Source organism: Stenotrophomonas sp. YJH_SMC_79 (assembly GCF_059367995.1).
This window is the reverse complement of sequence record NZ_JCAFRK010000006.1, coordinates 126,172-149,195: the sequence shown is the minus strand read 5'-3', so window position 1 is coordinate 149,195 and position 23,024 is coordinate 126,172. Positions and strand designations below refer to the sequence as shown.

General features: G+C 68.0%; 18 protein-coding genes. 8 read left to right on the top strand and 10 right to left on the bottom strand.

The annotated features are described in order from the left end of the window. Positions 1-14 precede the first annotated feature (14 nt). The 3 genes from AC5P57_RS20100 to AC5P57_RS20090 form a co-directional block, all read right to left on the bottom strand. Complete coding sequence (locus AC5P57_RS20100) at positions 15-398, bottom strand: H-NS histone family protein (protein ID WP_099551398.1); 384 nt, start codon at positions 396-398, stop codon at positions 15-17. Between the two features lie 222 nt (positions 399-620). Beyond that, positions 621-2,324: a proline--tRNA ligase gene (locus tag AC5P57_RS20095; protein WP_099551397.1), complete on the bottom strand. Its 1,704-nt coding sequence runs from the start codon at positions 2,322-2,324 to the stop codon at positions 621-623. A gap of 565 nt (positions 2,325-2,889) precedes the next feature. Beyond that, the gene (locus AC5P57_RS20090) at positions 2,890-3,264 is read right to left on the bottom strand and encodes a DUF4124 domain-containing protein (protein WP_099551437.1); all 375 of its coding nucleotides are present in this window, start codon (positions 3,262-3,264) and stop codon (positions 2,890-2,892) included. 80 nt (positions 3,265-3,344) lie between these two features. On the opposite strand from AC5P57_RS20090, the gene pssA reads away from it, so the two are divergent. From pssA to rimI, 3 genes are read left to right on the top strand one after another with little or no spacing between them, the layout of a single operon-like run. Continuing rightward, positions 3,345-4,121 carry a CDP-diacylglycerol--serine O-phosphatidyltransferase gene (gene pssA, locus AC5P57_RS20085; protein ID WP_099551396.1) on the top strand — a complete coding sequence of 259 codons (777 nt, stop codon included), beginning with the start codon at positions 3,345-3,347 and terminating at the stop codon, positions 4,119-4,121. Further along, positions 4,118-4,627, top strand: coding sequence for a hypothetical protein (locus tag AC5P57_RS20080; protein ID WP_099551395.1), 510 nt, complete (start codon positions 4,118-4,120; stop codon positions 4,625-4,627). The genes pssA and AC5P57_RS20080 overlap by 4 nt, the downstream gene beginning before the upstream one ends. Beyond that, a complete protein-coding gene (rimI, locus tag AC5P57_RS20075; RefSeq protein WP_262235285.1) occupies positions 4,624-5,121 on the top strand; it encodes a ribosomal protein S18-alanine N-acetyltransferase in 498 nt (165 codons plus the stop codon). The genes AC5P57_RS20080 and rimI overlap by 4 nt, the downstream gene beginning before the upstream one ends. A gap of 36 nt (positions 5,122-5,157) precedes the next feature. Here rimI and AC5P57_RS20070 read toward each other — a convergent pair whose 3' ends face one another. The 5 genes from AC5P57_RS20070 to AC5P57_RS20050 all read right to left on the bottom strand — a co-directional run bounded on the left by AC5P57_RS20070 (position 5,158) and on the right by AC5P57_RS20050 (position 11,172). Next, positions 5,158-5,979, bottom strand: a complete 822-nt coding sequence (locus AC5P57_RS20070; protein ID WP_099551393.1) for an EamA family transporter — start codon at positions 5,977-5,979, stop codon at positions 5,158-5,160. Positions 5,980-6,112: 133 nt separating this feature from the next. Continuing rightward, entirely contained in the window at positions 6,113-8,941 is a 2,829-nt protein-coding gene (locus AC5P57_RS20065) for a valine--tRNA ligase (RefSeq protein ID WP_099551392.1), read from the bottom strand. A gap of 33 nt (positions 8,942-8,974) precedes the next feature. Continuing rightward, the gene (locus AC5P57_RS20060) at positions 8,975-9,166 is read right to left on the bottom strand and encodes a YqaE/Pmp3 family membrane protein (RefSeq protein WP_014035920.1); all 192 of its coding nucleotides are present in this window, start codon (positions 9,164-9,166) and stop codon (positions 8,975-8,977) included. A 19-nt stretch (positions 9,167-9,185) separates the two neighbouring features. Next, entirely contained in the window at positions 9,186-9,611 is a 426-nt protein-coding gene (locus tag AC5P57_RS20055) for a DNA polymerase III subunit chi (protein WP_005415211.1), read from the bottom strand. An 82-nt stretch (positions 9,612-9,693) separates the two neighbouring features. Continuing rightward, positions 9,694-11,172 (bottom strand): leucyl aminopeptidase, encoded by a 1,479-nt coding sequence (locus tag AC5P57_RS20050; protein WP_099551391.1) that lies wholly within the window; start codon positions 11,170-11,172, stop codon positions 9,694-9,696. 104 nt (positions 11,173-11,276) lie between these two features. On the opposite strand from AC5P57_RS20050, the gene lptF reads away from it, so the two are divergent. Next, on the top strand, positions 11,277-12,359 hold the full coding sequence (lptF, locus tag AC5P57_RS20045) for an LPS export ABC transporter permease LptF (protein ID WP_495219764.1): 1,083 nt from the start codon (positions 11,277-11,279) through the stop codon (positions 12,357-12,359). Then, positions 12,356-13,462 (top strand): LPS export ABC transporter permease LptG, encoded by a 1,107-nt coding sequence (gene lptG, locus AC5P57_RS20040; protein ID WP_099551389.1) that lies wholly within the window; start codon positions 12,356-12,358, stop codon positions 13,460-13,462. The genes lptF and lptG overlap by 4 nt, the downstream gene beginning before the upstream one ends. A gap of 179 nt (positions 13,463-13,641) precedes the next feature. Here the strand turns inward: lptG and AC5P57_RS20035 are convergent, their stop codons facing one another. Next, on the bottom strand, positions 13,642-14,133 hold the full coding sequence (locus tag AC5P57_RS20035) for an RDD family protein (protein WP_099551388.1): 492 nt from the start codon (positions 14,131-14,133) through the stop codon (positions 13,642-13,644). A 56-nt stretch (positions 14,134-14,189) separates the two neighbouring features. Between AC5P57_RS20035 and xerD the strand changes: the two genes are divergently transcribed. After that, positions 14,190-15,167 (top strand): site-specific tyrosine recombinase XerD, encoded by a 978-nt coding sequence (gene xerD, locus AC5P57_RS20030; RefSeq protein WP_262235286.1) that lies wholly within the window; start codon positions 14,190-14,192, stop codon positions 15,165-15,167. Positions 15,168-15,267: 100 nt separating this feature from the next. Continuing rightward, a complete protein-coding gene (locus AC5P57_RS20025) occupies positions 15,268-16,053 on the top strand; it encodes a thioredoxin fold domain-containing protein (RefSeq protein WP_099551386.1) in 786 nt (261 codons plus the stop codon). A gap of 114 nt (positions 16,054-16,167) precedes the next feature. Here the strand turns inward: AC5P57_RS20025 and AC5P57_RS20020 are convergent, their stop codons facing one another. Continuing rightward, positions 16,168-18,267 (bottom strand): glycosyl hydrolase family 18 protein, encoded by a 2,100-nt coding sequence (locus AC5P57_RS20020; protein WP_099551385.1) that lies wholly within the window; start codon positions 18,265-18,267, stop codon positions 16,168-16,170. A gap of 822 nt (positions 18,268-19,089) precedes the next feature. Here AC5P57_RS20020 and purL point away from each other — a divergent pair. Next, entirely contained in the window at positions 19,090-22,974 is a 3,885-nt protein-coding gene (purL, locus tag AC5P57_RS20015; protein ID WP_262234518.1) for a phosphoribosylformylglycinamidine synthase, read from the top strand. Positions 22,975-23,024 lie beyond the last annotated feature (50 nt).

The following is a 23,024-nucleotide window of genomic DNA, read 5'->3' as shown; positions in this document are numbered from 1 at the left end:
AACCCGATCCGCCCTCAGGCCTTCTTGATCAGGAAATCTTCCGGCTTCTTGTTGCCCTTGGCGGTCAGCTCGGCCATCCAGCGCGGCTGCTTGCCACGGCCGGTCCAGGTTTCCTTCGGGTTGGCCGGGTTGCGGTACTTCGGTGCAACCTTGCCCAGTTTGCGGCCGGCGGTCTTGGACGGTGCCTTGGCTGCCGGGGCGGCCTTGCGCGCGCGCGGGGCCGGGGCGCCGCCGAACAGCTCTTCGATGGTGTAACCCTCGGTCTTGGCCAGCTTGGACAGCTGGGCCCGGACCTTGGTGATCGGCCGGCGCTTGGCGACGATGGTCTGCTGCTTCTTGGCGGTGCGGATCAGGGCGCCCAGTTCGCGTGCCGACAGGCCGGTCAGGTCAATGCTCATTTACGGTTACTCCGGAAACTAATGTGTGGACGGGACGAGCCAGTCCATGGCGTCGCAGCACAGAATAGAGATGAATTATTCCAAGCACAAATGCAGACGGGACAGGGCTTGGCGGCATGCCGGCTGCATCGCGTCGATTTTGACCGGATTATGTCCGCTGCAATATCGGTGACGTGGCGGGAATGCAAAAAAAGACCGGGGCATGCCCCGGTCTTTCTACGATCAGCCCTGCAGTCGCTGCAGCAGGGTGGCCTTGTCCAGGCTTTCCGCTTCGCTGGCGCGGCGCGAGCGGTACTCGTAGGTGCCGGCGGCCAGGCCGCGCTCGCTCACCACCACGCGGTGCGGGATGCCGATCAGTTCCATGTCGGCGAACATCGCGCCCGGGCGCAGGCCACGGTCGTCCAGCGCGGCGTCGAGGCCGGCGTCGCGAAGTTCCTGCAGCAGATTGGCAGCGGCGTCGGCCACGGCAGCGTCGCCCTTCGGGTTGATCACGCACACCACCACCTGCCACGGCGCCATCGCGTCCGGCCAGATGATGCCGGCATCGTCATGGTTCTGTTCGATCGCGGCAGCCACCACGCGCGAGATACCGATGCCATAGCAGCCCATCGCCATCACCGCGGCCTTGCCGTTCTCGTCCAGCACGGTGGCATCCAGCGCTTCGGCGTACTTGCGGCCGAGCTGGAATACGTGGCCGACTTCGATGCCGCGGGCGATCTTCAGTTCGCCGCCGTCCAGCGCGCGGTCACCGGCACGCACGTTGCGGATGTCCGCCACTTCCGGTTCCGGCAGGTCACGGCCCCAGTTGACGCCGGCCAGATGGAAACCGGCCTCGTTGGCGCCGACGACGAAGTCGGACATCGCTGCCACTTCGCGGTCGGCCACCACGCGGATGGCCTTGGCCGGTGCGACCGGGCCGAGGAAGCCCGGCACGCTGCCCAGGTGATCGGCGATCTCCGCTTCGCTGGCGAAGCGCTGCTCGTCCAGGCCAGCAACCTTGGCCAGCTTGATCTCGTTGACCTCGTGGTCGCCGCGCACCAGCACCAGCACGAACTGCTGTGCTTCGCCTTCGCCGGCGATCAGCGCCACCGACTTCACCGTGCGCTGCAGGTCGATGCCGAGCAGGGCGGCGACGTCCTCGCAGGTCTTCTGGGTGGGCGTGTCGACCTTGCGCATTGCTTCGCTGGCGGCCGCACGGGGAGCCGGATCGGCCGCAATCGCCGCCTCCATGTTTGCTGCGTAGTCCGAGCCGGTGGAGAACACCAGCGCGTCTTCACCGGAATCGGCGATCACGTGGAATTCCTGCGAAGCATCACCGCCGATCGCACCGGAGTCGGCCTGCACCATGCGGAAATCCAGGCCGAGGCGGGTGAAGATGCGGCTGTAGGCCGATTTCATGTTCTCGTACTCGCGTACCAGGCATTCATCGTGCAGGTGGAACGAATAGGCGTCCTTCATCAGGAACTCGCGCGAACGCATCACACCGAAGCGCGGGCGGATCTCGTCGCGGAACTTGGTCTGCACCTGGTAGAAGTTCACCGGCAGCTGCTTGTAGCTGGACAGCTCGCTGCGCGCGAAATCGCAGGCGGCTTCTTCGGCGGTCGGGCTGTAGCAGAACACCTGGTCCTTGCGGTCCTTGATCTTCAGCAGCTGCGGGCCAAACTTCTGCCAGCGACCGGTCTGCTCCCACAGTTCCTTCGGCTGGATGGTCGGGATCTGGAATTCCACGGCACCGGCACGGTCCATTTCCTCGCGCACGATGCGCTCGACCTTGCGCAGCACGCGCAGGCCCAGCGGCGACCAGGTGTAGAGGCCCGATGCCAGCTTGCGGATCATGCCCGCGCGCAGCATCAGCCGGTGGCTGGTGAGCTCGGCGTCGCTGGGGGTTTCCTTGGTGGTGTGCAGGTGGAACTGGGAGAGGCGCATCGTCGGCTTCGGATAACGGCAGAGACGCCTATTCTGCCAGCCCGGCCGGGGGGAGGGGTATCGGCAGGGCTGCGCCCTGCACCCGCCTCAAGCAACGTCAGCTGCAACAGCAACAGCAACAGCGGGCTTCCCGTGGGATGGCGGGGTGGGTCCGGTTGCGGGAGACGCCGTAAACCCGTCCATGGGGGCTTGGCCGCGGCATCCATGCCGCGGACACTCCCGCAACCGGACCCACCCTGCCTTTGACAGGCCCCGCGATCTGTTGGACATGCCGATGGGGGTCGGATCCGTTTTCCGCAGGAAAACGGATCTGACCCCGGATTCAATTCGAGATCTGACAGATTTCATCCACGCATGGCGTGGATCTACCGGCCACCGGCCAACTGTCGAAGGCAGGGCACTGTGGGTTTGCGGGGTGTGAGCCGCATGGATGCGGCGACCAAGCCCCCATGGATGGGTTCACGGCGGCCCCGCAAACCCACAGTGCCCTGCCATCCCACGGAATGCCGCGTTTGACGTTGACGTTGCTTCGGCAGGTGCAGGGCTGCAAGCCCTGCCGATACCCTCACTCCGCCGGGCAGTACGCCTTGATGGCCGCTTCAGCCAATCCCTTCTGCGCGCTGCGCTGTTCCGGGGTCAACGCGGTATCGGCCTTGCCGTCGCCATTGGTGTCCTGCATCACCTGGCCGGAGCCTTCCAGCAGGGCCAGGTTGGCACGGGCGGTGCTGCACTGCTCCGGCACGGGTGTGGCCGGGGTCTCGGCACTGGCCGCGGCCTGCGGGCTGCGGGCCTGCTCGCGGGTCTCGAACTTCTTGCCGGCCGGCGGGGTCTCCGAGTACTGGGTCACGCCATTGGCGTCCTTCCATTTGTAGACCGGGCCGGCCACGGCGTTGGCACTGGCCAACAGCAGCAGGCATCCAAGGCAGGACAGGGCACGCATGGCAAACTCCATGGAATGGGCGTAGAACGCCGATTGCAGCATTGGCGCCGAGCACTGGCAAGTCGATTAAACTGGATTCCATGGACCCGATCACACCGCCGCCGCGTTCGCGCACGATTTACCTGCTGCCCAACCTGTTCACCACCGCTGGCCTGTTCGCCGGCTTCTACGCGATCATCGCCGCGGCCAACGGGGATTTCGTCAATGCCAGCATCGCCGTGTTCGTGGCGGCGGTGATGGACGGCCTGGACGGGCGCGTGGCGCGCCTGACCGGCACCAGCAGCGAATTCGGCGTGCAGTACGACTCCCTGGCCGACCTGGTCAGCTTCGGCATGGCCCCGGCACTGGTGATGTACCACTGGTCGCTGTCGTGGCTGAAGTTCGATGACCCGCTGCTCGGGCGGGTCGGCTGGGCGGTGGCGTTCCTGTATGCCGCCTGCGCGGCACTGCGCCTGGCCCGTTTCAACACCCAGGTGGCGGTGGTCGACAAGCGCTGGTTCGTCGGCCTGGCCAGCCCGGCTGCGGCAGGCCTGATGATGTCCTTCGTCTGGGCCTTTGCCGATGGCAACCTGGGCTGGGACGGCAACCAGCTGCGCTACGTGGCGCTGGCGGTGACGATCGTCGCGGCGTTGCTGATGGTCAGCCGCATCCGCTTCTGGAGCTTCAAGGGCGGTGCCGCCAAGGGCAGCCGTTCCGACCGTGTGCCATTCCTGGTGCTGGCCCTGGTGCCGGTGGCGATCGCCATCGCGGTCATTGATCTGCCGCGTGTGCTGTTCGTGGTGGGCATCCTGTACGCCTTGTCCGGCCCGGTGATGTGGGCCGTGCAGCGCCTGCGCAAGAAGCCCGAGGCCGCGTGAGCCAGGACCTGCCCGTGCTGTGGTCACCGGCCCAGCAGGCCTGGCTGCAGGCCATGGGCTACACCGTGTATCACGACGGCCAGCTGGCCGCCGAACTGGACGCCGCGCTGCAATTGAGCGTGGCCGAAGCCGATGCGGCCGCAGCGGCTTCGGTGGAGCCGGTGCGGGCGGGTTCGGCCTCCATGCGGGAACACCCTGCCGAAGCCGCACCCGCTCCTCGCCAGGAACGCCCGGCACCGCCGCGTCGCGAGACCCCCGTCACCGCACCGGATACCGCGCCGGCACCGGTCCGTCCGCTGCCGGGAGGCAATGCACGGCAACCGGTGGTGCGGCTCCCGGATCGCCTGCAGATCGCACTGCTGCGTGCCTCCGGCTGCAATCCCAGCGATCCCGCCACGCAGGCGCTGATGGACAGTTGGCCGCTGGACCAGCTGCGCCGGGATCCGGCCGCCAAGCGTGCGTTGTGGCCGCAGTTGCGTGCCCTGCGCAAGCGGGGCAGTGCATGAGCGCGGTCAGCCAGCCCGGCCCGGTCAGCCTGCGCGCATTGCGCGAGAGCGACCTCAATGCGGTGATGGCGATCGAAGTGCGTGGCTATCCGTTTCCATGGACCCGCGGCATCTTCGTTGATTGCCTGCGTGCCGGTTATCCCGGCCTGGCGATGGAGCGCGATGGCCAGCTGATCGGCTACGGCGTGCTCAGCATTGCCGCCGACGAGGCACATGTGTTGAACATCTGCATCGATCCGCTGGCGCAGTCGCGTGGGCTGGGTCGCCAACTGCTGCGCGCACTGGTGCAGCTGGCGGGCAACCGGGGTGCCCACCGCGTGTTCCTGGAAGTGCGTCCGTCCAATACATCTGCGCTGGCCCTGTACCACAGCGAAGGTTTCAACGAGATCGGCCGCCGTCCACGCTACTACCCGGCGGCACAGGGCCGCGAGGATGCGGTGGTGATGGCGATCGAGCTGGTCGACGGCGACCTGCAGGCGATGCCGCCGTTGTAGTGGAGAAGGGTTGCCGGCCAGCGGCCGGCACAGCCTCTACGCCAGCCGCAAGGCCAATACGCCGCCGACGATGAGCGACGCCGCCAGCCAGCGCGCACGCGGGATCCGCTCGCCCAGCAGGAACACCGAGATCAGCAGCGCGAACAGGATCGACGATTCACGCAGTGCCGAGACCATCGCCACCGGGGCCTGGGTCATCGCCCACAAGGCCATCGCATAGGACGCCGTGGTGCCGATGCCGCCGGCCAGGCCCAGTGGCCAATGCTGGCGTGCATAGACCAACACCGCACCACGCCGGGTGTACAACGCCCACAGTGGCAGCGGAATGCCGGACAGCAGGAACAGCCACAGCGTGTAACTGAGCGCGCTGCCGGACTGGCGCGCACCCTGCGCATCGACCAGGGTGTAGGTGGCGATCATTGCCGCGGTCAGCAGTGGCAGGCGCAGCTGGCCGCCCCGTGCACCCAGTGCCATGCACAGGATGCCGGTGCTCACCAGTACCACGCCCAGCCACGCGGCAGGTGGCAGTTGCTCGCCCAGCAGGGTGCCGGCCAGCGCAACCAGGATCGGCGCGCTGCCACGCATCAGCGGATAGGCCAGGCTCATGTCGACCTGCTGGTAGCAGCGTGCCACCAGGCCGTAATAGGTCACCTGCAGCAGCACGGATGCAGCCAGCCAGGGCCAGCTGTGCGCGGCCGGGAACGGCAGGAAGGGCAGGGCGGCCGCCGACAGCAGCGCGGCGCTGCCGGTGACCAGCACGGTGCCGAGGAACTTGTCCGGCCCGCGTTTGACGATCGCATTCCAGCTGGCGTGCAGGGCCGCCGCCGCGAGGACCAGCAGGAAGATGGAAAGAGGCATCGGGCGATGATGCCATGCGGGGGAAATGGAAACGCCGGGCATTGCCCGGCGTTTCCGATTCCGCTTCGATGGGTGCCAACGTTTTCCACTGTGGTAGGTGCCAACCTTGGTTGGCACGCACCAGGGTGCGACGTTACAGCTTCGCGCGCTGCTCGCGCAGGCCGGCCAGCTGGGTGTTCCAGTCGGCCAGCCGCACGCGCTCCTGCTCGACCACGGCCGGCGGCACCTTGTCGGTGAACTTGGCCAGCTTGGTCTCGCTCTTTTCCTTTTCGGCTTCGACGCGGGCGATTTCCTTGTCCAGGCGCACGCGCTCTGCATCGAGATCGACCAGGCCTTCCAGCGGCACCAGCAGCTTCAGTTCACCGACGATCGCGGCGGCGGCCGGCGGTGCGCTTTCGCCTTCGGCCAGCCACTGGATGCTGTCCAGCTTGAGCAGGAACGACAGCGAGGCGCTGAAGCGTTCGATGCGCACGCGGTCCTGTTCCAGCCCGGCCTGCAGGCGCAGCGGCACCAGCTTGGACGGGGCGACGTTCAGTTCGCTGCGCACGCGGCGCACGGCACTGATCACCGCCTTCAGCCATTCCACGTCGGCCTCGGCCTGGGCGAAATCGCCTTCGAACTCGGCCGCGGTCGGGTACGGGCGCAGCGACAGCGTGGTTTCGGCCAGGCCCAGGCGCGGGGCCAGCTGCTGCCACAGCTGTTCGGTAATGAACGGGGTCAGCGGGTGCAGCAGGCGCAGCAGCGCTTCCAGTACGTACAGCAGGGTGTGGCGGGTGCTTTCGGCATCGGCGGCGTCGGCACCGTTCAGGGCCGGCTTGCTCAGTTCCAGGAACCAGTCGCAGAACGCGTTCCAGGCGAACTCGTACAGGCACTGCGCCAGCAGGTCGAAGCGGTAGTTGGCGTAGTGGCCCTGCGCTTCGGCGGTGGTGGCGGCCAGGCGCGAGAGGATCCAGCGCTCGGCATCGGTACGCGGCCTGGGAACGCCGGTGAACGCCGCGCCCTCGGTGTTCATCAGCGCGAAGCGGCTGGCGTTCCACAGCTTGTTGCAGAAGTTCTTGTAGCCTTCCGCGCGGTTCATGTCGAACTTGATGTCGCGGCCGTGGGTGGCCAGCGCAGCGATGGTGAAGCGCAGCGCATCGGCACCATGGGCAGCAATGCCGTCCGGGAATTCCTTGCGGGTGGCCTTCTCGATCTTCTCCACCATCTTCGGCTGCATCAGACCGCCGGTGCGCTTGGCGACCAGGTCGTCGATGGTGATGCCGTCGATGATGTCCAGCGGGTCGAGCACGTTGCCCTTGCTCTTGGACATCTTCTGGCCCTGGCCGTCGCGGATCAGGCCGGTGAAGTAGACGTCCTTGAACGGGATCTTCCCGACCAGGTTGTCGGTGGCCATGATCATGCGCGCCACCCAGAAGAAGATGATGTCGAAGCCGGTGATCAGCACCGACGACGGCAGGTAGCGATCAAAGCCACGCTCGGCCATGGCCTGCTCGTTCGGCCAGCCCAGGGTGGAGAACGGCCACAGCTGCGAGGAGAACCAGGTCTCCAGCACGTCGCTTTCCTGGTTCAGCACCACCTCGCTGCCCAGGTTGTGCTTTGCCCGCACTTCCTCTTCGCTGCGACCGACGTAGCAGCTGCCGGTGGCTTCGTCGAACCACGCCGGGATGCGGTGGCCCCACCACAGCTGGCGGCTGATGCACCAGTCCTGGATGTTGTTCATCCAGTGGCGGTAGGTGTTGATCCAGTTCGGCGGCACGAACGAGATCGAACCGTCTTCGACCAGTTCCAGGCCACGCTTGGCCAGGTCGTCCATCTTCACGAACCACTGGTCGGTCAGGTAGGGCTCGATCACCTGGCCGGTACGGTCGCCACGCGGCACCTGCAGCTTGTGCGCCTTGGTCTCGACCAGGATGCCCAGGTCTTCCAGCTCGGCCAGCACGGCCTTGCGTGCTTCGTAGCGGTCCAGCCCCTGGAAGCGCTCAGGTGCGTTTTCGTTCAGCGCTGCCACCGGGGTGAACAGGTTGATCATCGGCAGGCTGTGGCGCACGCCCACTTCATAGTCGTTGAAATCGTGCGCCGGGGTGACCTTGACCACGCCGGTGCCGAACGCGCGGTCCACGTAGTCGTCGGCGATCACCGGCACGCGACGGCCGGTCAGCGGCAGCACCACGCTCTTGCCGATCAGGTGCGCGTAACGCTCGTCTTCCGGGTGCACCATCACCGCGGTATCGCCCAGCAGGGTTTCCGGGCGGGTGGTGGCAACGACCAGGTAGTCGCGGGTTTCGCGCAGGGTTTCCACGCCGTCGGCATCGCGCTCGACGTGCTCGTAGCTCAGGCCGTCATCCAGCGTGTAGGCGATCGACCACAGGAAGCCGTCTTCCTCGGCGCTCTCCACTTCCAGGTCGGAAATGGCGGTCTTCAGCACCGGGTCCCAGTTGACCAGGCGCTGGCCACGGTAGATCAGGCCCTGTTCGTACCAGCGCACGAAGGCTTCGTTCACTGCCGCCGACGGCTGCGGGTCCATGGTGAAGGTGCTGCGCGACCAGTCGGCCGACGTGCCCAGGCGGCGCATCTGGCGTTCGATGGTGTCGCCGGACTGCTGCTTCCACTCCCAGACCTTGCCGATGAAGCCTTCGCGGCCCAGCGAATCGCGGGTCTCGCCCTTGCCTTCCAGCGCCAGGTTGCGGCTGACCACCATTTCGGTGGCGATGCCGGCGTGGTCGGTACCGACCTGCCACAGCGTGTCGTAGCCGCGCATGCGGTGGTAGCGCACCAGCGCGTCCATCAGGGTCTGCTGGAAGGCGTGGCCCATGTGCAGGGTGCCGGTCACGTTCGGCGGCGGCAGCAGGATGGTGTACGGCTCGCCCGTGCCGGACGGCTTGAAGTGGCCGGCCTTCTCCCAGGCCTCGTAGAGGTCGGTCTCGAAGGACTTCGGGTCGTAGCTGGAGGCGAGTTGGGTCATGCGGGGGAACCGGTAATCAAGGCGGAAGGGAGATCAGCGCGACCCGAGGGCGCGCCGGATCTTCTGGTCGGTGTGGTACTGGCTGACCGCGTAGGCGGCCCAGATGGCGGCGGGCAACCAGCCGATCAGGGTGATCTGCAGGATCAGGCAGACGATCCCGGCCAGCGGCCGGCCGATGGTGAAAAAGGACAGCCAGGGAAGAATCAGGGCGATCAGCAGGCGCATCAAGGGGTCCTCGCGGGACTTACATGTCGTGCTTGTTCAGGTCGTAACCGGCGGCCTTGTACTGGCGCCAGCGCTCGCGCAGCGGTTCGCGCGCTTCCGGATCGGCCGGAACCACTTCCAGCACGCGCTCGCACTGGCCCAGCCAGGGCTCGTCGCGCAGGTTGATCACCAGCGGGCGCGCCGGTGCCTCGGTGCCGGGCACGGCGATCAGCACCAGGGCTTCTTCCTCGTCCATGTCCTCGCCGGCGATCTGGTGCGGGATGTAAGCGTCGTTGTCGAACGCCCACAACAGCTCGTCCAGCTCTTCGGCCTGGGCCTGGTCGCGGGCCAGCACCAGGGTGAACAGCCCGGCGTCGTTGGCCTTGCGTGCCAGCTCGCAGACCAGGCGCAACGGCTCGGTCAGGAAGCGGGGCTTGGCGATCAGATAGAAGTCGGCGCGGGGCATGGCAGGGTCCGGGTCAGGCAGGGTTCCGGCGGTGCCGGGCGAGGCCCCGGCCGGCGGGAGCCGGCCAGGGTCGGGTACGGCATCAGGCGCGGGCGGCCTGGTCCAGCAGCCACTGGCTCAGCAGGCCGACCGGGCGGCCGGTGGCCATGCCACGCTTGCCTTCATCGCTGGCCACGCCGGCGATGTCCAGGTGGGCCCAGCGCTGGCCTTCGGCGAAGCGCGACAGGAAGCAGCCAGCGGTGATCGCACCGGCCCAGCGGCCGCCGATGTTGTAGACGTCGGCGAAGGTCGAATCCAGCATCGGCTGGTACTCGTCCCACAGCGGCAGGCGCCAGGCGCGGTCGAACACGTGCTCGCCGGCGGCCAGCAGTTCGTTGGCCAGATCGTCGTGCTTGCTCATCAGGCCGGCGGTCTGGTGACCCAGGGCCACCATGCAGGCACCGGTCAGGGTGGCGACGTCGACCAGCGCGGCCGGTTCGAAGCGCTGCGCGTAGGTCAGTGCGTCGCACAGGATCAGGCGGCCTTCGGCGTCGGTGTTGCCGACTTCGATGGTCTTGCCCGACATCGAGGTGATCACGTCGGACGGGCGGTAGGCGTTGCCGTCGATGGCGTTTTCCACCGCCGGCACCACCACGACGAGGTTCAGCGGCAGCTTGGCCTTGACCGCGGCGACGAAGGTGCCGATGACGTTGGCGCCACCGCACATGTCGTACTTCATTTCCTCGATGCCGCCCTGGGTCTTCAGGTTGACGCCACCGGTATCGAAGGTGATGCCCTTGCCGACCAGCACATAGGGCTTGGCGTCGCCGGCACCGGTCCACTTCAGCACCACCAGGCGCGGGCGGTTGGCCGAACCACGGGCCACGGCCAGCAGCGAGCCCATGCCCAGTGCTTCCATCTGGTGCTCGTCGAGGATCTCGGCCTCGGCACCGTCGTGCTCGCCGGCGAACTTCACGCCCACTTCGGCCAGGTAGGCCGGGGTGCAGTAGTTCGGCGGCAGGTTGCCCAGCTCGCGGGCGAACTCGACACCGGCGGCGATGGCCTGGCCCTGGGCCAGGGCCTGGGCGTCGTCACCGGCGATGGCCAGCTGGGCCAGGCCGGCGTCGTCGGCCTTCTTCTTGCCCAGGGTGGCGGTGTAGCGGTAGGCGGCATGATCGGCGGCGATCACCGCCTGGCGGATCGCCCAGGCCGCGTCGCGGTCCTTGATGGCCACTTCGGACAGGGTGAACAGTGCGCTGCGGGCAGCGCCGGCCTTCAGCGCGCGCACGGCGTCGCCAACGGCCTTCAGGTACTGCGGCACACCGAAGCGGGCGGCGTCGCCGAGGCCGACCACCAGCACGCGCGGGGCGGACACGCCCGGCAGGTCGTGCAGCAGGGTGGTGGCGCCGGTCTTGCCGGACAGGTCGCCGCGCTGGGCCAGCGAGGCCAGTCGGCCGCCGCTGGCAGCGTCCAGGGCCTGTGCGGCCGGGGTCAGGGTATGGTCGGCATACGCGCCGACCACCAGGCAATCAACGGTGGCGGCGGCCGGAGCAACGTGGTTCAGGGTGAATTCGAGGGCCATTGAGCAGATTCCATTGGCAAGTCCGTACAATCGCGGACCGTTTACGCCCAGACAGTAGACTGGGCGGCACCGCGAACGAACCCCAGAGTTTAAACCACCGCCCCATGTTGAAGCTCGACCGATACCTGCTGGGCGATTTCGTCCAGAGTTTCCTGGCTACCCTGATCGTCCTGCTGGTGGTCAGCGTGGGCGGCGTGCTGGTGGACATCCTCGGCAACATCGCCGACGGGCGCCTGCCGGCCAAGCTGCTGTTTTCGCAGCTGGGCCTGCAGTTCATCGCCTACCTGCCACTGATCCTGCCGCTGGCGCTGATGCTGGGCCTGCTGCTGGCGGTGGCCCGCCTCTACCGCGACTCGGAAATGGCCGTCATCACTGCCATTGGCGTGGGTCCCAGGCGCCTGCTGCGGCCGCTGCTGATGCTGGTGGTGCCGGTGGTGCTGCTGGTCGGCGCCTGCTCCTTGTGGCTGGGCCCATGGGCCGGCCGGGTGGCCGAGCAGATGATCATCGAGGCCAATCGAAGCGTGCTGATGGCGGGCCTGGAGCCGGGCCGATTCACCCAGCTGCCCAATGGCGGCGTGGTCTACCTGTCTTCGATCTCGCCCGATGGTACCCAGCTGGGTCGGGTCTTCCTGCAGCGGCAGAAGGACGGCCGCCTGGAAGTGGTGTCCGCCGCAGGGGGGCGCATGTTCTTCGAAGGCGCGCGCCAGCGCTTCCTGGAGCTGGATGATGGCCACCAGGTGGAAGGCCCGGTGGCCGGGGGGCTGGATTACCGTCTGGCCACCTTCGCCCGCAACGATGTGGCCCTGCCCGACGGTGCGCAGACCCGTACCGGGGATGATCCGGAACTGATGCCGACCACGCAGCTGTTCGGCGATGACCGGCCCGAGGCGCAGGCACAGCTGCATCGCCGCCTTGCTCCGCCGTTGATCGCACTGGCATTTGCGCTGCTGACCGTGCCGCTGGGCCGCAGTTCGCCGCGCCAGCAGCGCTACGGGCGGATGATGCTGGCGCTGATGGCCTACATGGTCGGTACCAACCTGATGTTCATCGGCAGTGGCTGGATCGCCAACGGCAAGATTCCGCCTGCGCTCGGCCTCTGGTGGCTGACCCTGCCGCTGCTGGCGCTGGCGATCTGGATGTATGCACGTGATGGCCGCCTGGGCCGCCCGAAGGGAGCCCGCGCATGAGGCTGCGCCCGATGCGTTTCGACCTGTATCTTGGCCAGTCGGTGTTCACCACGGTGCTGCTGACCTGGGCCGTGCTGGTGGGCCTGGACGTAGTGATGGCGTTCTCCGGCGAGTTCAAGGACATCGGCAAGAACGGCTACACCCTGGGGCATGCTGCCGCCTGGGTGCTGTACACGGTGCCACGCCGTGCCTACACCATGTTCCCCACCGCTGCGGTGATTGGTGCGCTGATGGGGCTGGGCCAGCTGGCCGCGACCTCTGAGCTGACCGCGCTGCGTGCGCTGGGCCTGTCGCGCAAGCGCCTGAGCGTATCGGTGGCCATCGCCCTGTCGCTGCTGACCGCCGTGATGGTGCTCAGCGCCGAGACGCTGGGCCCCTGGGGCCAGGACCGGGCCGACGCGCTGAAGTCCAGTGCCAAGTGGGGGCGCGACATCTCCACCACCCGCTATTCCGGCCTGTGGGCGCGCGAGGGCGATACCTTCCTCAGCGCTGCCGGTGGCGAAGAGCAGCTGGTGGGAGACAAGGGCACGCGGCTGATCCTGCGTGACGTGCGCCTGTATCGCATCGCCGAGGATGGTCGGATCGCCTCGCTGACCCATGCGGACACGGCCGAGCATGACCGTGACGGCTGGGTGCTGACCGGCGTGCGCCGCGATACCTTCGGTGAACGTTCGGCCACGCGCGAGGAAGTGGCGCGCGAGCCATGGAACTCCAAGCTGGACGCCGGGGCGCTGGCGACCGGCATCGCCAAGCCGCGCAACCTCAGCGTGGCCGAACTGCGCACCAGCATCGAATACCGCGAGCGCAACGGTCTGGATGCGCGCGACTACGAGGATGTGTACTGGAGCCGCTGGTTCTACCCGGTGAACGTGCTGGCGCTGTGCCTGGCCGCGGTGCCGTTCGCGTTCGGCTCGCTGCGCAGTGGTGGCATGGGCAAGCGCCTGTTCCTCGGCATCCTGTTCGCGCTGGGCTTCTGGCTGCTGCAGCTGTTCTTCGGCCGCATGGCCGGCGCGTTGAAGTTCGATTACCGCATCGCCTACGCGTTGCCACCGATCGTGATGCTGGCAGTATCGGGATTGCTGTTCCGGCGGAAATCAGGCTGATTCTGGTAGCGCGGGGCCATGCCCGGCGCTACCGGGGCAATCCAGCGCTTCGGCATCCGCGCCAGCACCACCAGCATCCCGGCCCAGCGTGCTTGATTCTGTAGAGCCGAGCCCATGCTCGGCTGCTTTTTGCGCACCGCCTGCCAGCCGAGCATGGGCTCGGCTCTACAGATCGTGCATCAACGCTTCGGCATCCGCACCAGCCGCGTACCGCTGGCGCGGTCGTGCCAGGTCAGATGCTGGCGATCGACCCACGCCCACCAGAATCCCAGTCCGCCCAGCAGCAGCGACAGCGTGCCGACGGCGAAACGCAGCCAAAGCTGTGCGCGGCGCAGGGGCGCGCCATCGCTCGATTCCAGCTTCAGCCGCCACGGCCGCATGCCGAGCGTCTGCCCGCCGCGGCGCCAGCTGGCCGTGGCATACCACCCCGTGATCAGCCAGCACACCGCCCACAGCAGCCACTGCCAGGCACTGAACGGTGCGATGTTCTCGCGCTGGGCGTGGCCGCTGAGGGTGTAGGCAAGGGTGAACAGGGTGCCGGCCAGCATCCACAGCGCCAGCACCGGCAGCGCGTCGTAGACCATCGCCAGCACGCGCCACAGCAGCAATGCGCGCGGGCGGGGCAGCTCGGTCGCGGCCGCAGGGGCCGAATCAATGGCAGGGCGGGACATGCGCCGAGCATACGCAATGCTGGCCGCATCCGCAGTCGCCCTCGTATCCTGCACGCATGGCCTCTGTTTCCACCCCCGCCGAACGCCGCCAGCTGGTGCAGCAACTGCCGGAACTGCGCGCCGATGACAGCGTGCGCATCCAGCGTTTCCTCGATGCGATCTGGGCCGAGAATGGTCTGGCCCGCGCCACCCTCGACAGCTACCGGCGCGATCTGGAAGGCCTGGCACGCTGGATGGACGGGCGCGATGGCGGCCTGGCCGGCATCGAACGTCCGGGATTGTTCGACTACCTGGCCTGGCGTACCCGTCATGGCTGGTCGCCGCGCAGCAATGCCCGCCTGTTGTCGGCGTTGCGCGCGTTCTTCGCCGATGGCGTGCGCCGGGGTGAACGCAGTGAAGACCCCAGCGCGCTGCTGGATCCCCCCAAGCTGCCTCGGCTGCTACCCAAGGCGCTGGCTGAGAGCCAGATCGACGCGCTGCTGGCGGCGCCGGATGTCGAGAGCCCGCTGGGCCTGCGCGATCGCGCCATGCTGGAGCTGATGTACGCCGCAGGCCTGCGCGTGAGCGAACTGGTGCTGCTGCCGGCCACCGCCGTCAACCTGCGCCAGGGTGTGCTGCGGGTCACCGGCAAGGGCAGCAAGGAACGGCTGGTGCCGCTGGGCGAGGAATCGCAGCACTGGCTGGAGCGCTACCTGCAGCAGTCGCGGCCGCAACTGGTCGGCAAGGGCAGGGTGCAGGCATTGGCGGATGGGCAGACGCCACTGTTCGTCGAGCCGACGCTGCATGCGCTGACCCGGCAGGCGTTCTGGCACCTGGTCAAGCGCCATGCGCAGGTGGCCGGCATCGACCCGGTGCGGATCAGCCCGCATGGCCTGCGCCACAGCTTCGCCACCCACCTGCTCAATCGTGGCGCCGATCTGCGCGCGCTGCAGATGCTGCTTGGCCACAGCTCGTTGTCGACCACCCAGATCTACACCCTGGTGGCGCGCGAGCACCTGCAGAAACTGCACGCCCGGCATCATCCGCGCGGTTGAGCCGCGGCCTGAACCCTGGCCCCGGGCGGTGCGCGGCGTCGCGGCCCGGTGCCGGTGGCTGTGTCAGAATCCGGGGTCTTCTTCTGTCGCGGACTGCTCCATGCTCCGATTTGCCATCGCCGCCGTGTTCGGTGCGCTCAGCCTGACCGCCTGCGCCCAGCCGGCCCCGCCGGCCGCCAAGGCACCCGCCGCTGCTGCGGCCAAGGCCAGCCCGGCCGCGAATGCGCCCGCCGACCAGGCGGTACGCGCCGCGCTGACCGCGCTGAACCCCGGTTTCCAGGTGGATTACATCGGCGCCGCGCCGTTCCCCGGCTTCCGCGAGGTCGTCGTTTCCGGTCAGCTGCTGTACGTCTCCGACGACGGCCGCTACCTGTTCCAGTCGCAGCCGTACGACACCCGTGCCAAGGGCCCGGCCAACAGCGAAGGCCTGCTCGGCTACCGCCGTGATCTGCTGGCCAAGGCCAACCATGGCGACCGCATCGTGTTCGCCGCGCCGAACGCCAAGTACACCATCAGCGTGTTCACCGATATCGAGTGCGGTTACTGCCGCAAGCTGCACCAGGACATCGCCGAGCTCAACCGCAACGGCATCACCGTCGAGTACCTGGCGTTTCCGCGCATGGGGCTGGGCAGCAAGGACTACACCGACATGATCTCGGTCTGGTGTGCGGCCGATCGTCGCCAGGCACTGACCAACGCCAAGCGCGGTGGCAGCGTGCCGGCCAAGAACTGCACCAACCCGGTGGCGATGCAGTACGCACTGGGCCAGCAGCTGGGCGTGAACGGCACGCCGGCGATCTTCGCGCCGGATGGCACCCAGCTGGGTGGTTACCTGCCGCCAGCGCAGCTGCGCGCGGCGCTGGACAAGCTGTCCGGGAAGCGCTGACGCGGAACGGCAGCGTCGAGCCACGCTCGACTGCGGTTCCACATGTGGCAGCCGAGCAGGGCTCGGCTCCACGGATTCGAGGCCGGGGATGCGTGTCGCATCCCCGGCTTTTTTTTACTTCAGGCCATCACTGACCGCCTTGGTCAGCGTGCCCTGTGCATCGTCACCACTGAACTCCCAGACGAACGCGCCGCCCAGGCCCTGGGTCTTCACGTAGCCCATCTTGCGGGTGATGTTGGCCGGGGTGTCGAAGCTCCACAGCGTGCTGCCGTTGTAGATCCACGTGGCGCCGGCGGTGTTGTCGGTGTAGCCCGGCCACGCCAGGTTCTTCAGCACCTTCCAGTCTTCGATGCCGGCCTCGTAGGTGCCCGGCGCGGCGCCGGTCGCGGTCTGGTACAGGCCGTTGTTGGCGTTGGCCACACCGGTCCAGCCGCGCCCGTAGTAGCCGATTCCCAGGTTGAGCTTGGCCGCAGGCACGCCTCGGCTGATGAAGGCCTCGATGGCGTCGTTGCTGTTGTACAGCTTCTGGTCGCCGGTGGACGGATCATTCGGCGAATCAAACAACGCCGACTGGTGATTGGTCTTCGCATCCCACGCGCCGTGGAAGTCGTAGGTCATCACGTTGATGTAGTCCAGGTACGGGTGATACGCGGCCGGATCGGTGACGCGGATCTTGTCGATGCCGGCACCCACCGCCACCGTCAGCAACAGGCCTGGACGCACCGCATCGAGCTGGCGGCGGAACTCGGCCATCAGCGCGGTGAAGTTGGCGTTGTCTTCCGGCTTGCCGCATTCGATGCCGCACGCCACCGGGTATTCCCAGTCGACGTCGATGCCGTCGAACACACCCAGTGCGGCACCGGCACCACCGGCACCGTCGGTTACCGGCAGGTTGCCCTTGATGTAGGCGTCGATGCACGAGGCGACGAAGGCCTGGCGGTTTTCCGGGCGCGCCGCGCTGGAGAAGCCACGCGACCAGGTCCAGCCGCCCAGCGAGATCAGCACCTTCATGCCCGGGTATTTGGCCTTGAGCTGCTTGAGCTGGTTCCAGTTGCCGCGCAGCGGCTGGTCCCAGGTATCGGCGCTGCCGCTGACACTCTCGGCGGCACTGAAGGCCTTGGTGTAATCGGCGAAGGCATCGCCACCGGCACCGCTGTTCGGATCCGACGGCTGGGTGATGCCCACTTCGCAGCGATTGTTGCGAACGTTGCCGAACGCATAGTTGATGTGGGTCAGGCGCGCGGCCGAACCGCTGCTGTCGATGTTCTTGACCCGGTAGTTGCGGCCGTAGATGCCCCACTGGGTGAAGTAGCCGATGACCCGCTTGCCGGTGGTGCCGCCGTCGCCGGCCAGCGTGGTGGCGCTGATCTCGGTGCCCTGGGCGGACGCGTTGCCGGCGTTGTCGCGGGCACGCACACGGTAGCGGTAGGTGGTGGATGCAGTCAGCCCGCCATCGACGTAGCTGGCACTGGACGGCGAGCCGACCAGGCTGCCGTTGCGGTACACGTCGTAGCCGGCCACGCCGCTGCCCCCGGTGTTGTCGGTGGACGGGCTCCAGCTGAGCGCGATGCTGTTTGCGGTGCGGGTGCCGACCGCCAGCCCGCCCGGCACGCTCGGTGCGGTGGTATCGCCGCCGGCGGCGTTGACGGTGATGGTGATGGTCGCGGTGCTGCTGGTGGCGTTGTTGTTGTCGGTGGCTACCGCGCGCAGGGTGTGGCTGCCGGCGCTGGCATTGGCCCAGCTGGCCGCATACGGCGCACTGGTGGCCACGCCCAGCGTGCTGCCATCGCGGAAGAACTCGACCTTGGCGACGCTGCCGTCCGGATCACTGGCGGTGGCGGTCACGTTGACCGTGCTGCCGGCACTGAAGGTGGCGCCGTTGGCCGGCGAGGTCAGGCTGACCACCGGCGGCTGGTTGGCGCCGCTGCCATCACAGGCGCCGAGGTTGGTGTAGTAGGGCGCACCGGCCGGATGGTCCGGCGGCGCGTTCCAGATGTCCTGGTTCGCCCGATAGAGGACGCCTCCTTTCTGCAGGGTATCGCCGGCCCGGTAGATCTTGGCCTGGTCCCACTGGGCCACCCCGGCACAGCTGGCGGCCTGCGCCAGGCCGGGCAGGGCGGCGGTACCGGCGGCCAGGGCAAGCAGCCAGGCCAGGCGGCGGGGACGACAGCATCGGGTCGAACGTTCGGCACTGCGCACAATCGGGTCGTACATGGGTAAGTCTCCGATCAAAGGGCGCGCGGGCCCCGATGGCGCCGCGCGTGACGCAGGTCCGGGCGTCGCCCGGGAAGGCGACGGAGGGGGGCGGACGGAGGTACCTGGGAGGCCGGGGAGAGAGTCCGGCACCAGGTGGGGACAACGTTGTCATCAATCGTGTGGTCAATCCGTGAGCAAGCGCATGGTTCCGGGATTCGGGCGGAGAGCGGCGCTGCGCGCGGTCGGCGGCCATCGGCGGAGCCCCCTCGTGGCTGGGATGGGTCGCTTACAGCGGGGTTCTGGGGGTGGCCGGGCGGGTGGGCTGCGCAGGGGACGCTGCAAGTACGTCCATGTAAGCTCGGTCGCCGCATCCATGCGGCTCACGCCCCTGCGCAGCCCACCCGCCCGGCCACGGACAGGTTCCTGCGCGGCCAGCCACGAAAGACAGAACAAAAAATCAAAAGCAGAAGCCGGTCGCTTCGCTCTCCAATGCCTGACTTCTGAGATTTCCCTGGTTGCCGGCCAGCGGCCGGCACAACCGGGGAGCATCCACACATGGTGTGGATCTACCGCAGATCGCGGAAATCTGTCGAAGGCGGGGTGGGTCCGGTTGCGGGGGTGTCAGCCGCATGGATGCGGCTGCCAAGCCCCCAGGGACGGGTTTACGGCGTCCCCCGCAACCGGACCCCCCCCGCCATCCCACGGGAACCCAGCTTTTGCTTTGGCCGTTGCCGTTGCCGTTGCCTTGGCCTCGGCGGGTGCCGGGCGCCGCCCGGCCAAAGCCCATCCCCCGCTTCCGGTACAATGTCGGGCCCGTTTCCCAACTACGGTTCCCCGGACATGATGGTCCTCGAGGGCGCGCCCGCCCTGTCGCCGTTCCGCCGCGAACGTCTTGAATCCCGCCTGCAGTCCATCGCTCCCTCCCTGCGCATCAGTGGTGCCTGGCACGTCTACTTCGTGCAGCCCGAAGGCAGCGCCACTCCCGACCTCGCCACCCTGTGCCGCATCCTCGAAGCTGCGCCGCAGGCCGAGGCCGTGGCCGAAGGCGCGGTCAGCCGAATCGTGGTGCCGCGCCTGGGTACGCTGTCGCCGTGGTCGAGCAAGGCCACCGAACTGGTCCGCGGTGCCGGCCAGCCGGTGAGCCGGGTCGAGCGAGGCCTGCGCATCGACGTGCAGGGCTGGCCGGCCGATGCCGACGTGCAGCAGGCGCTGGTCAAGGCGCTGCACGACCCGATGACGCAGTCGGTGCTGGAGACCGTGCAGCAGGGCCAGGCGCTGTTCTCGGCGCCCGCCCGTGGCGAACTGGAACGCGTGCCGGTGGACCAGCTGGAGGCCGCCAACGAGCGCCTCGGCCTGGCCATGGCCCAGGACGAGATCGATTACCTGCGCGAACGCTTCACCGCGCTGGGCCGCTCGCCGTCGGACGTCGAACTGATGATGTTCGCGCAGGCCAATTCCGAGCACTGCCGCCACAAGATCTTCAACGCCAGCTGGACCATCGACGGCCAGGAGCAGGACCGCTCGCTGTTCCGGATGATCAAGAACACCCACCAGCAGACCCCGCAGCACACGCTCAGCGCGTACAGCGACAACGCCGCGGTGATCGAAGGCCATCCGGCCTCGCGCTACCGCCCGGATCCGGCCAGCGGCGAGTACCGTCGTGAACCGCAGGTGCCCAGCGCGTTCCAGATCAAGGTGGAGACCCACAACCACCCGACCGCCATCGCACCGTTCCCGGGCGCCTCGACCGGCGCCGGCGGTGAAATCCGCGATGAAGGCGCGACCGGCCGCGGCGGCAAGCCGAAGGCGGGCCTGACCGGGTTCTCGGTCTCGCACCTGCGCATTCCCGAGCTGCCGCAGCCGTGGGAGGCGCCGCGCGCGCTGAACCCGCGCATGGCGCCGGCGCTGGAAATCATGACCGATGGCCCGCTCGGCGGCGCCGCGTTCAACAACGAGTTCGGTCGCCCGAACCTGCTCGGCTACTTCCGCAGCTTCGAGCTGCCTGAAGGCGCCGACCTGGTCCGCGCCTACGACAAGCCGATCATGCTGGCCGGTGGCCTCGGCGCCATCGACCGCGTGCAGGTCGACAAGATCCAGCTGCAGGCCGGTGATGCGGTGATCGTGCTGGGTGGCCCGGCGATGCTGATCGGCCTGGGCGGCGGTGCCGCCAGTTCGGTGGCCTCCGGCGAGAGCGCCGAGGACCTGGACTTCGCCAGCGTGCAGCGCGACAACCCGGAAATGGAACGCCGCTGCCAGGAGGTCATCGACCGCTGCGTGGCGATGGGCGCCAACAACCCGATCAAGTTCTTCCACGACGTCGGTGCCGGTGGCCTGTCCAATGCCATCCCCGAACTGCTGCACGACTCCAAGGTCGGCGGCGTGATCGATCTGGGCAAGGTGCCCACCGATGATCCGTCGCTGTCGCCGATGCAGCTGTGGTGCAACGAATCGCAGGAACGCTACGTGCTGGGCGTGGCCCAGGAGCGCCTGGCCGAGTTCGCCGCGCTGTGCGCCCGCGAGCGCTGCCCGTTCGCTGCGGTCGGCGTGGCCACCGCCGAGGAACACCTGGTGGTGGCTTACGGTGCCGTGCCGGGCCACACGCCGGCCGATGCGCCGATTGACCTGCCGATGGACGTGCTGTTCGGCAAGCCGCCGAAGATGCACCGCGACACCGCACACCCGCCGGCACCGCGCTGGCCGGCGCTGAAGACCGGCGGCCTGGATCTGCAGGAAGCCGGCCTGCGCGTGCTCGCGCACCCGACGGTCGCCTCGAAGAACTTCCTGGTCACCATCGGTGACCGCAGCGTCGGTGGCCTGACCGCACGCGAACAGATGGTCGGCCCGTGGCAGCTGCCGGTGGCCGACGTGGCGATCACCCTGGCCGACTTCGACGGCGTTGCCGGCGAAGCGATGTCGATCGGCGAGCGCACCCCGCTGGCCCTGCTCGATGCGGCAGCGTCGGCACGCATGGCGGTGGGTGAAGCGCTGACCAACCTGTGCGCGGCCCCGGTCGATGCGCTGGATGAGATCAAGCTGTCGGCGAACTGGATGGCCGCTGCCGGCCACCCGGGCGAAGACGCGCTGCTGTACGACGCGGTGAAGGCGGTGGGCATGGAACTGTGCCCGCAGCTGGACATCAGCATCCCGGTGGGCAAGGACTCGCTGTCGATGCAGGCGCAGTGGCACGACCAGGGCGAAGCGCACAAGAGCGTGTCGCCGGTGTCGCTGGTGATCTCCGCGTTCGCGCCGGTGGCCGACGTGCGCCAGCAGCTGACCCCGCTGCTCGACCGCGACGTCGAAAGCGAGCTGTGGCTGATCGGCCTCGGCGCTGGCAAGCAGCGCCTGGGCGGTTCGATCCTGGCCCAGGTGCATGCCGACCACGGTGACCTGCCGGCGTTCGCCGGTGCTGCCCCGGATCTGGACGACCCGCAGCGCCTGCGCGGTTTCTTCGAACTGATCCGCGATGCGCGCCAGGCCGGCCTGCTGCTGGCCTACCACGACCGCAGCGACGGCGGTGCCTTCGCCGCGCTGTGCGAAATGGCCTTCACTTCACGCCTGGGGCTGGATATCACCCTCGACGCCTGGGGCGACGATCCGTTCCGCAGCCTGTTCAACGAAGAACTGGGCGCGGTGGTGCAGATCGCGCGCGAAGACCGCGCGGCATTTGCCGACCTGGTCGAGCGCCATGCACTGACCGAGTGCGCGCAGCGCATCGCCAAGCCGACCACCGCACCGGTGGTGCGCGTGTCGCTGGCTGGCGAGAACCTGGCCGAATGGCGCTGGGAAACGCTGTTCGACGCCTGGTGGTCGGTCACCCACGCCATGCAGAAGCGCCGCGACAACCCGGCCAACGCCGATGCCGAGCGTGAGATCGCCCGTGCCTTCAACGCACCGGGCCTGAAGCCCAGGCTCAGCTTCGACATCAATGAAGACGTGGCCGCCCCGTTCATCAGCACCGGTGCGCGTCCGCGCGTGGCCGTGCTGCGCGAGCAGGGCGTCAACGGCCAGATCGAAATGGCGAACATCTTCGAACGTGCCGGCTTCCGCCCCTTCGATGTGCACATGAGCGACCTGATCGAAGGCCGCGTCGCCCTGCAGGACTTCACCGGCCTGGTCGCCTGCGGCGGCTTCAGTTACGGCGACGTGCTTGGCGCTGGCCGTGGCTGGGCCACTTCGATCCTGGAGCGCAGTGCGCTGCGTGATGCCTTCGCCGCGTTCTTCGCGCGCGAGGACAGCTTTGCCCTGGGCGTGTGCAACGGCTGCCAGATGATGAGCCAGCTGAAGGACATCATTCCCGGTGCCGAACACTGGCCGCAGTTCCGCCGCAACGCCAGCGAGCAGTTCGAAGCCCGTACCGCGCTGCTGGAAGTGGTGGAATCTCCATCGATCCTGCTGCGTGGCATGGCCGGTTCGCGCCTGCAGGTGGCAGTGGCGCATGGTGAAGGCCAGGCGGTGTTCGACAACGCGGTCGACCAGGCCGCGGCCCGTGTTTCGCTGCGCTACATCAATGGCCACGGCAACGTTGCCAGCCAGTACCCGCTGAATCCGAACGGTTCGCCGGACGGCATCACCGGCCTGACCAGCAGCGACGGCCGCGTGACCATCATGATGCCGCACCCGGAACGCACTCCGCGCGCGCTCAACATGAGCTGGGCCCCGGCCGAGTGGCAGGGTGATTCGCCGTGGATGCGCATGTTCCGCAACGCGCGGGTGTGGTGCGGCTGATCGCACCACATCGCGCAGGCATCAATGCCGCCGCGTATGGAAAAGCCCGC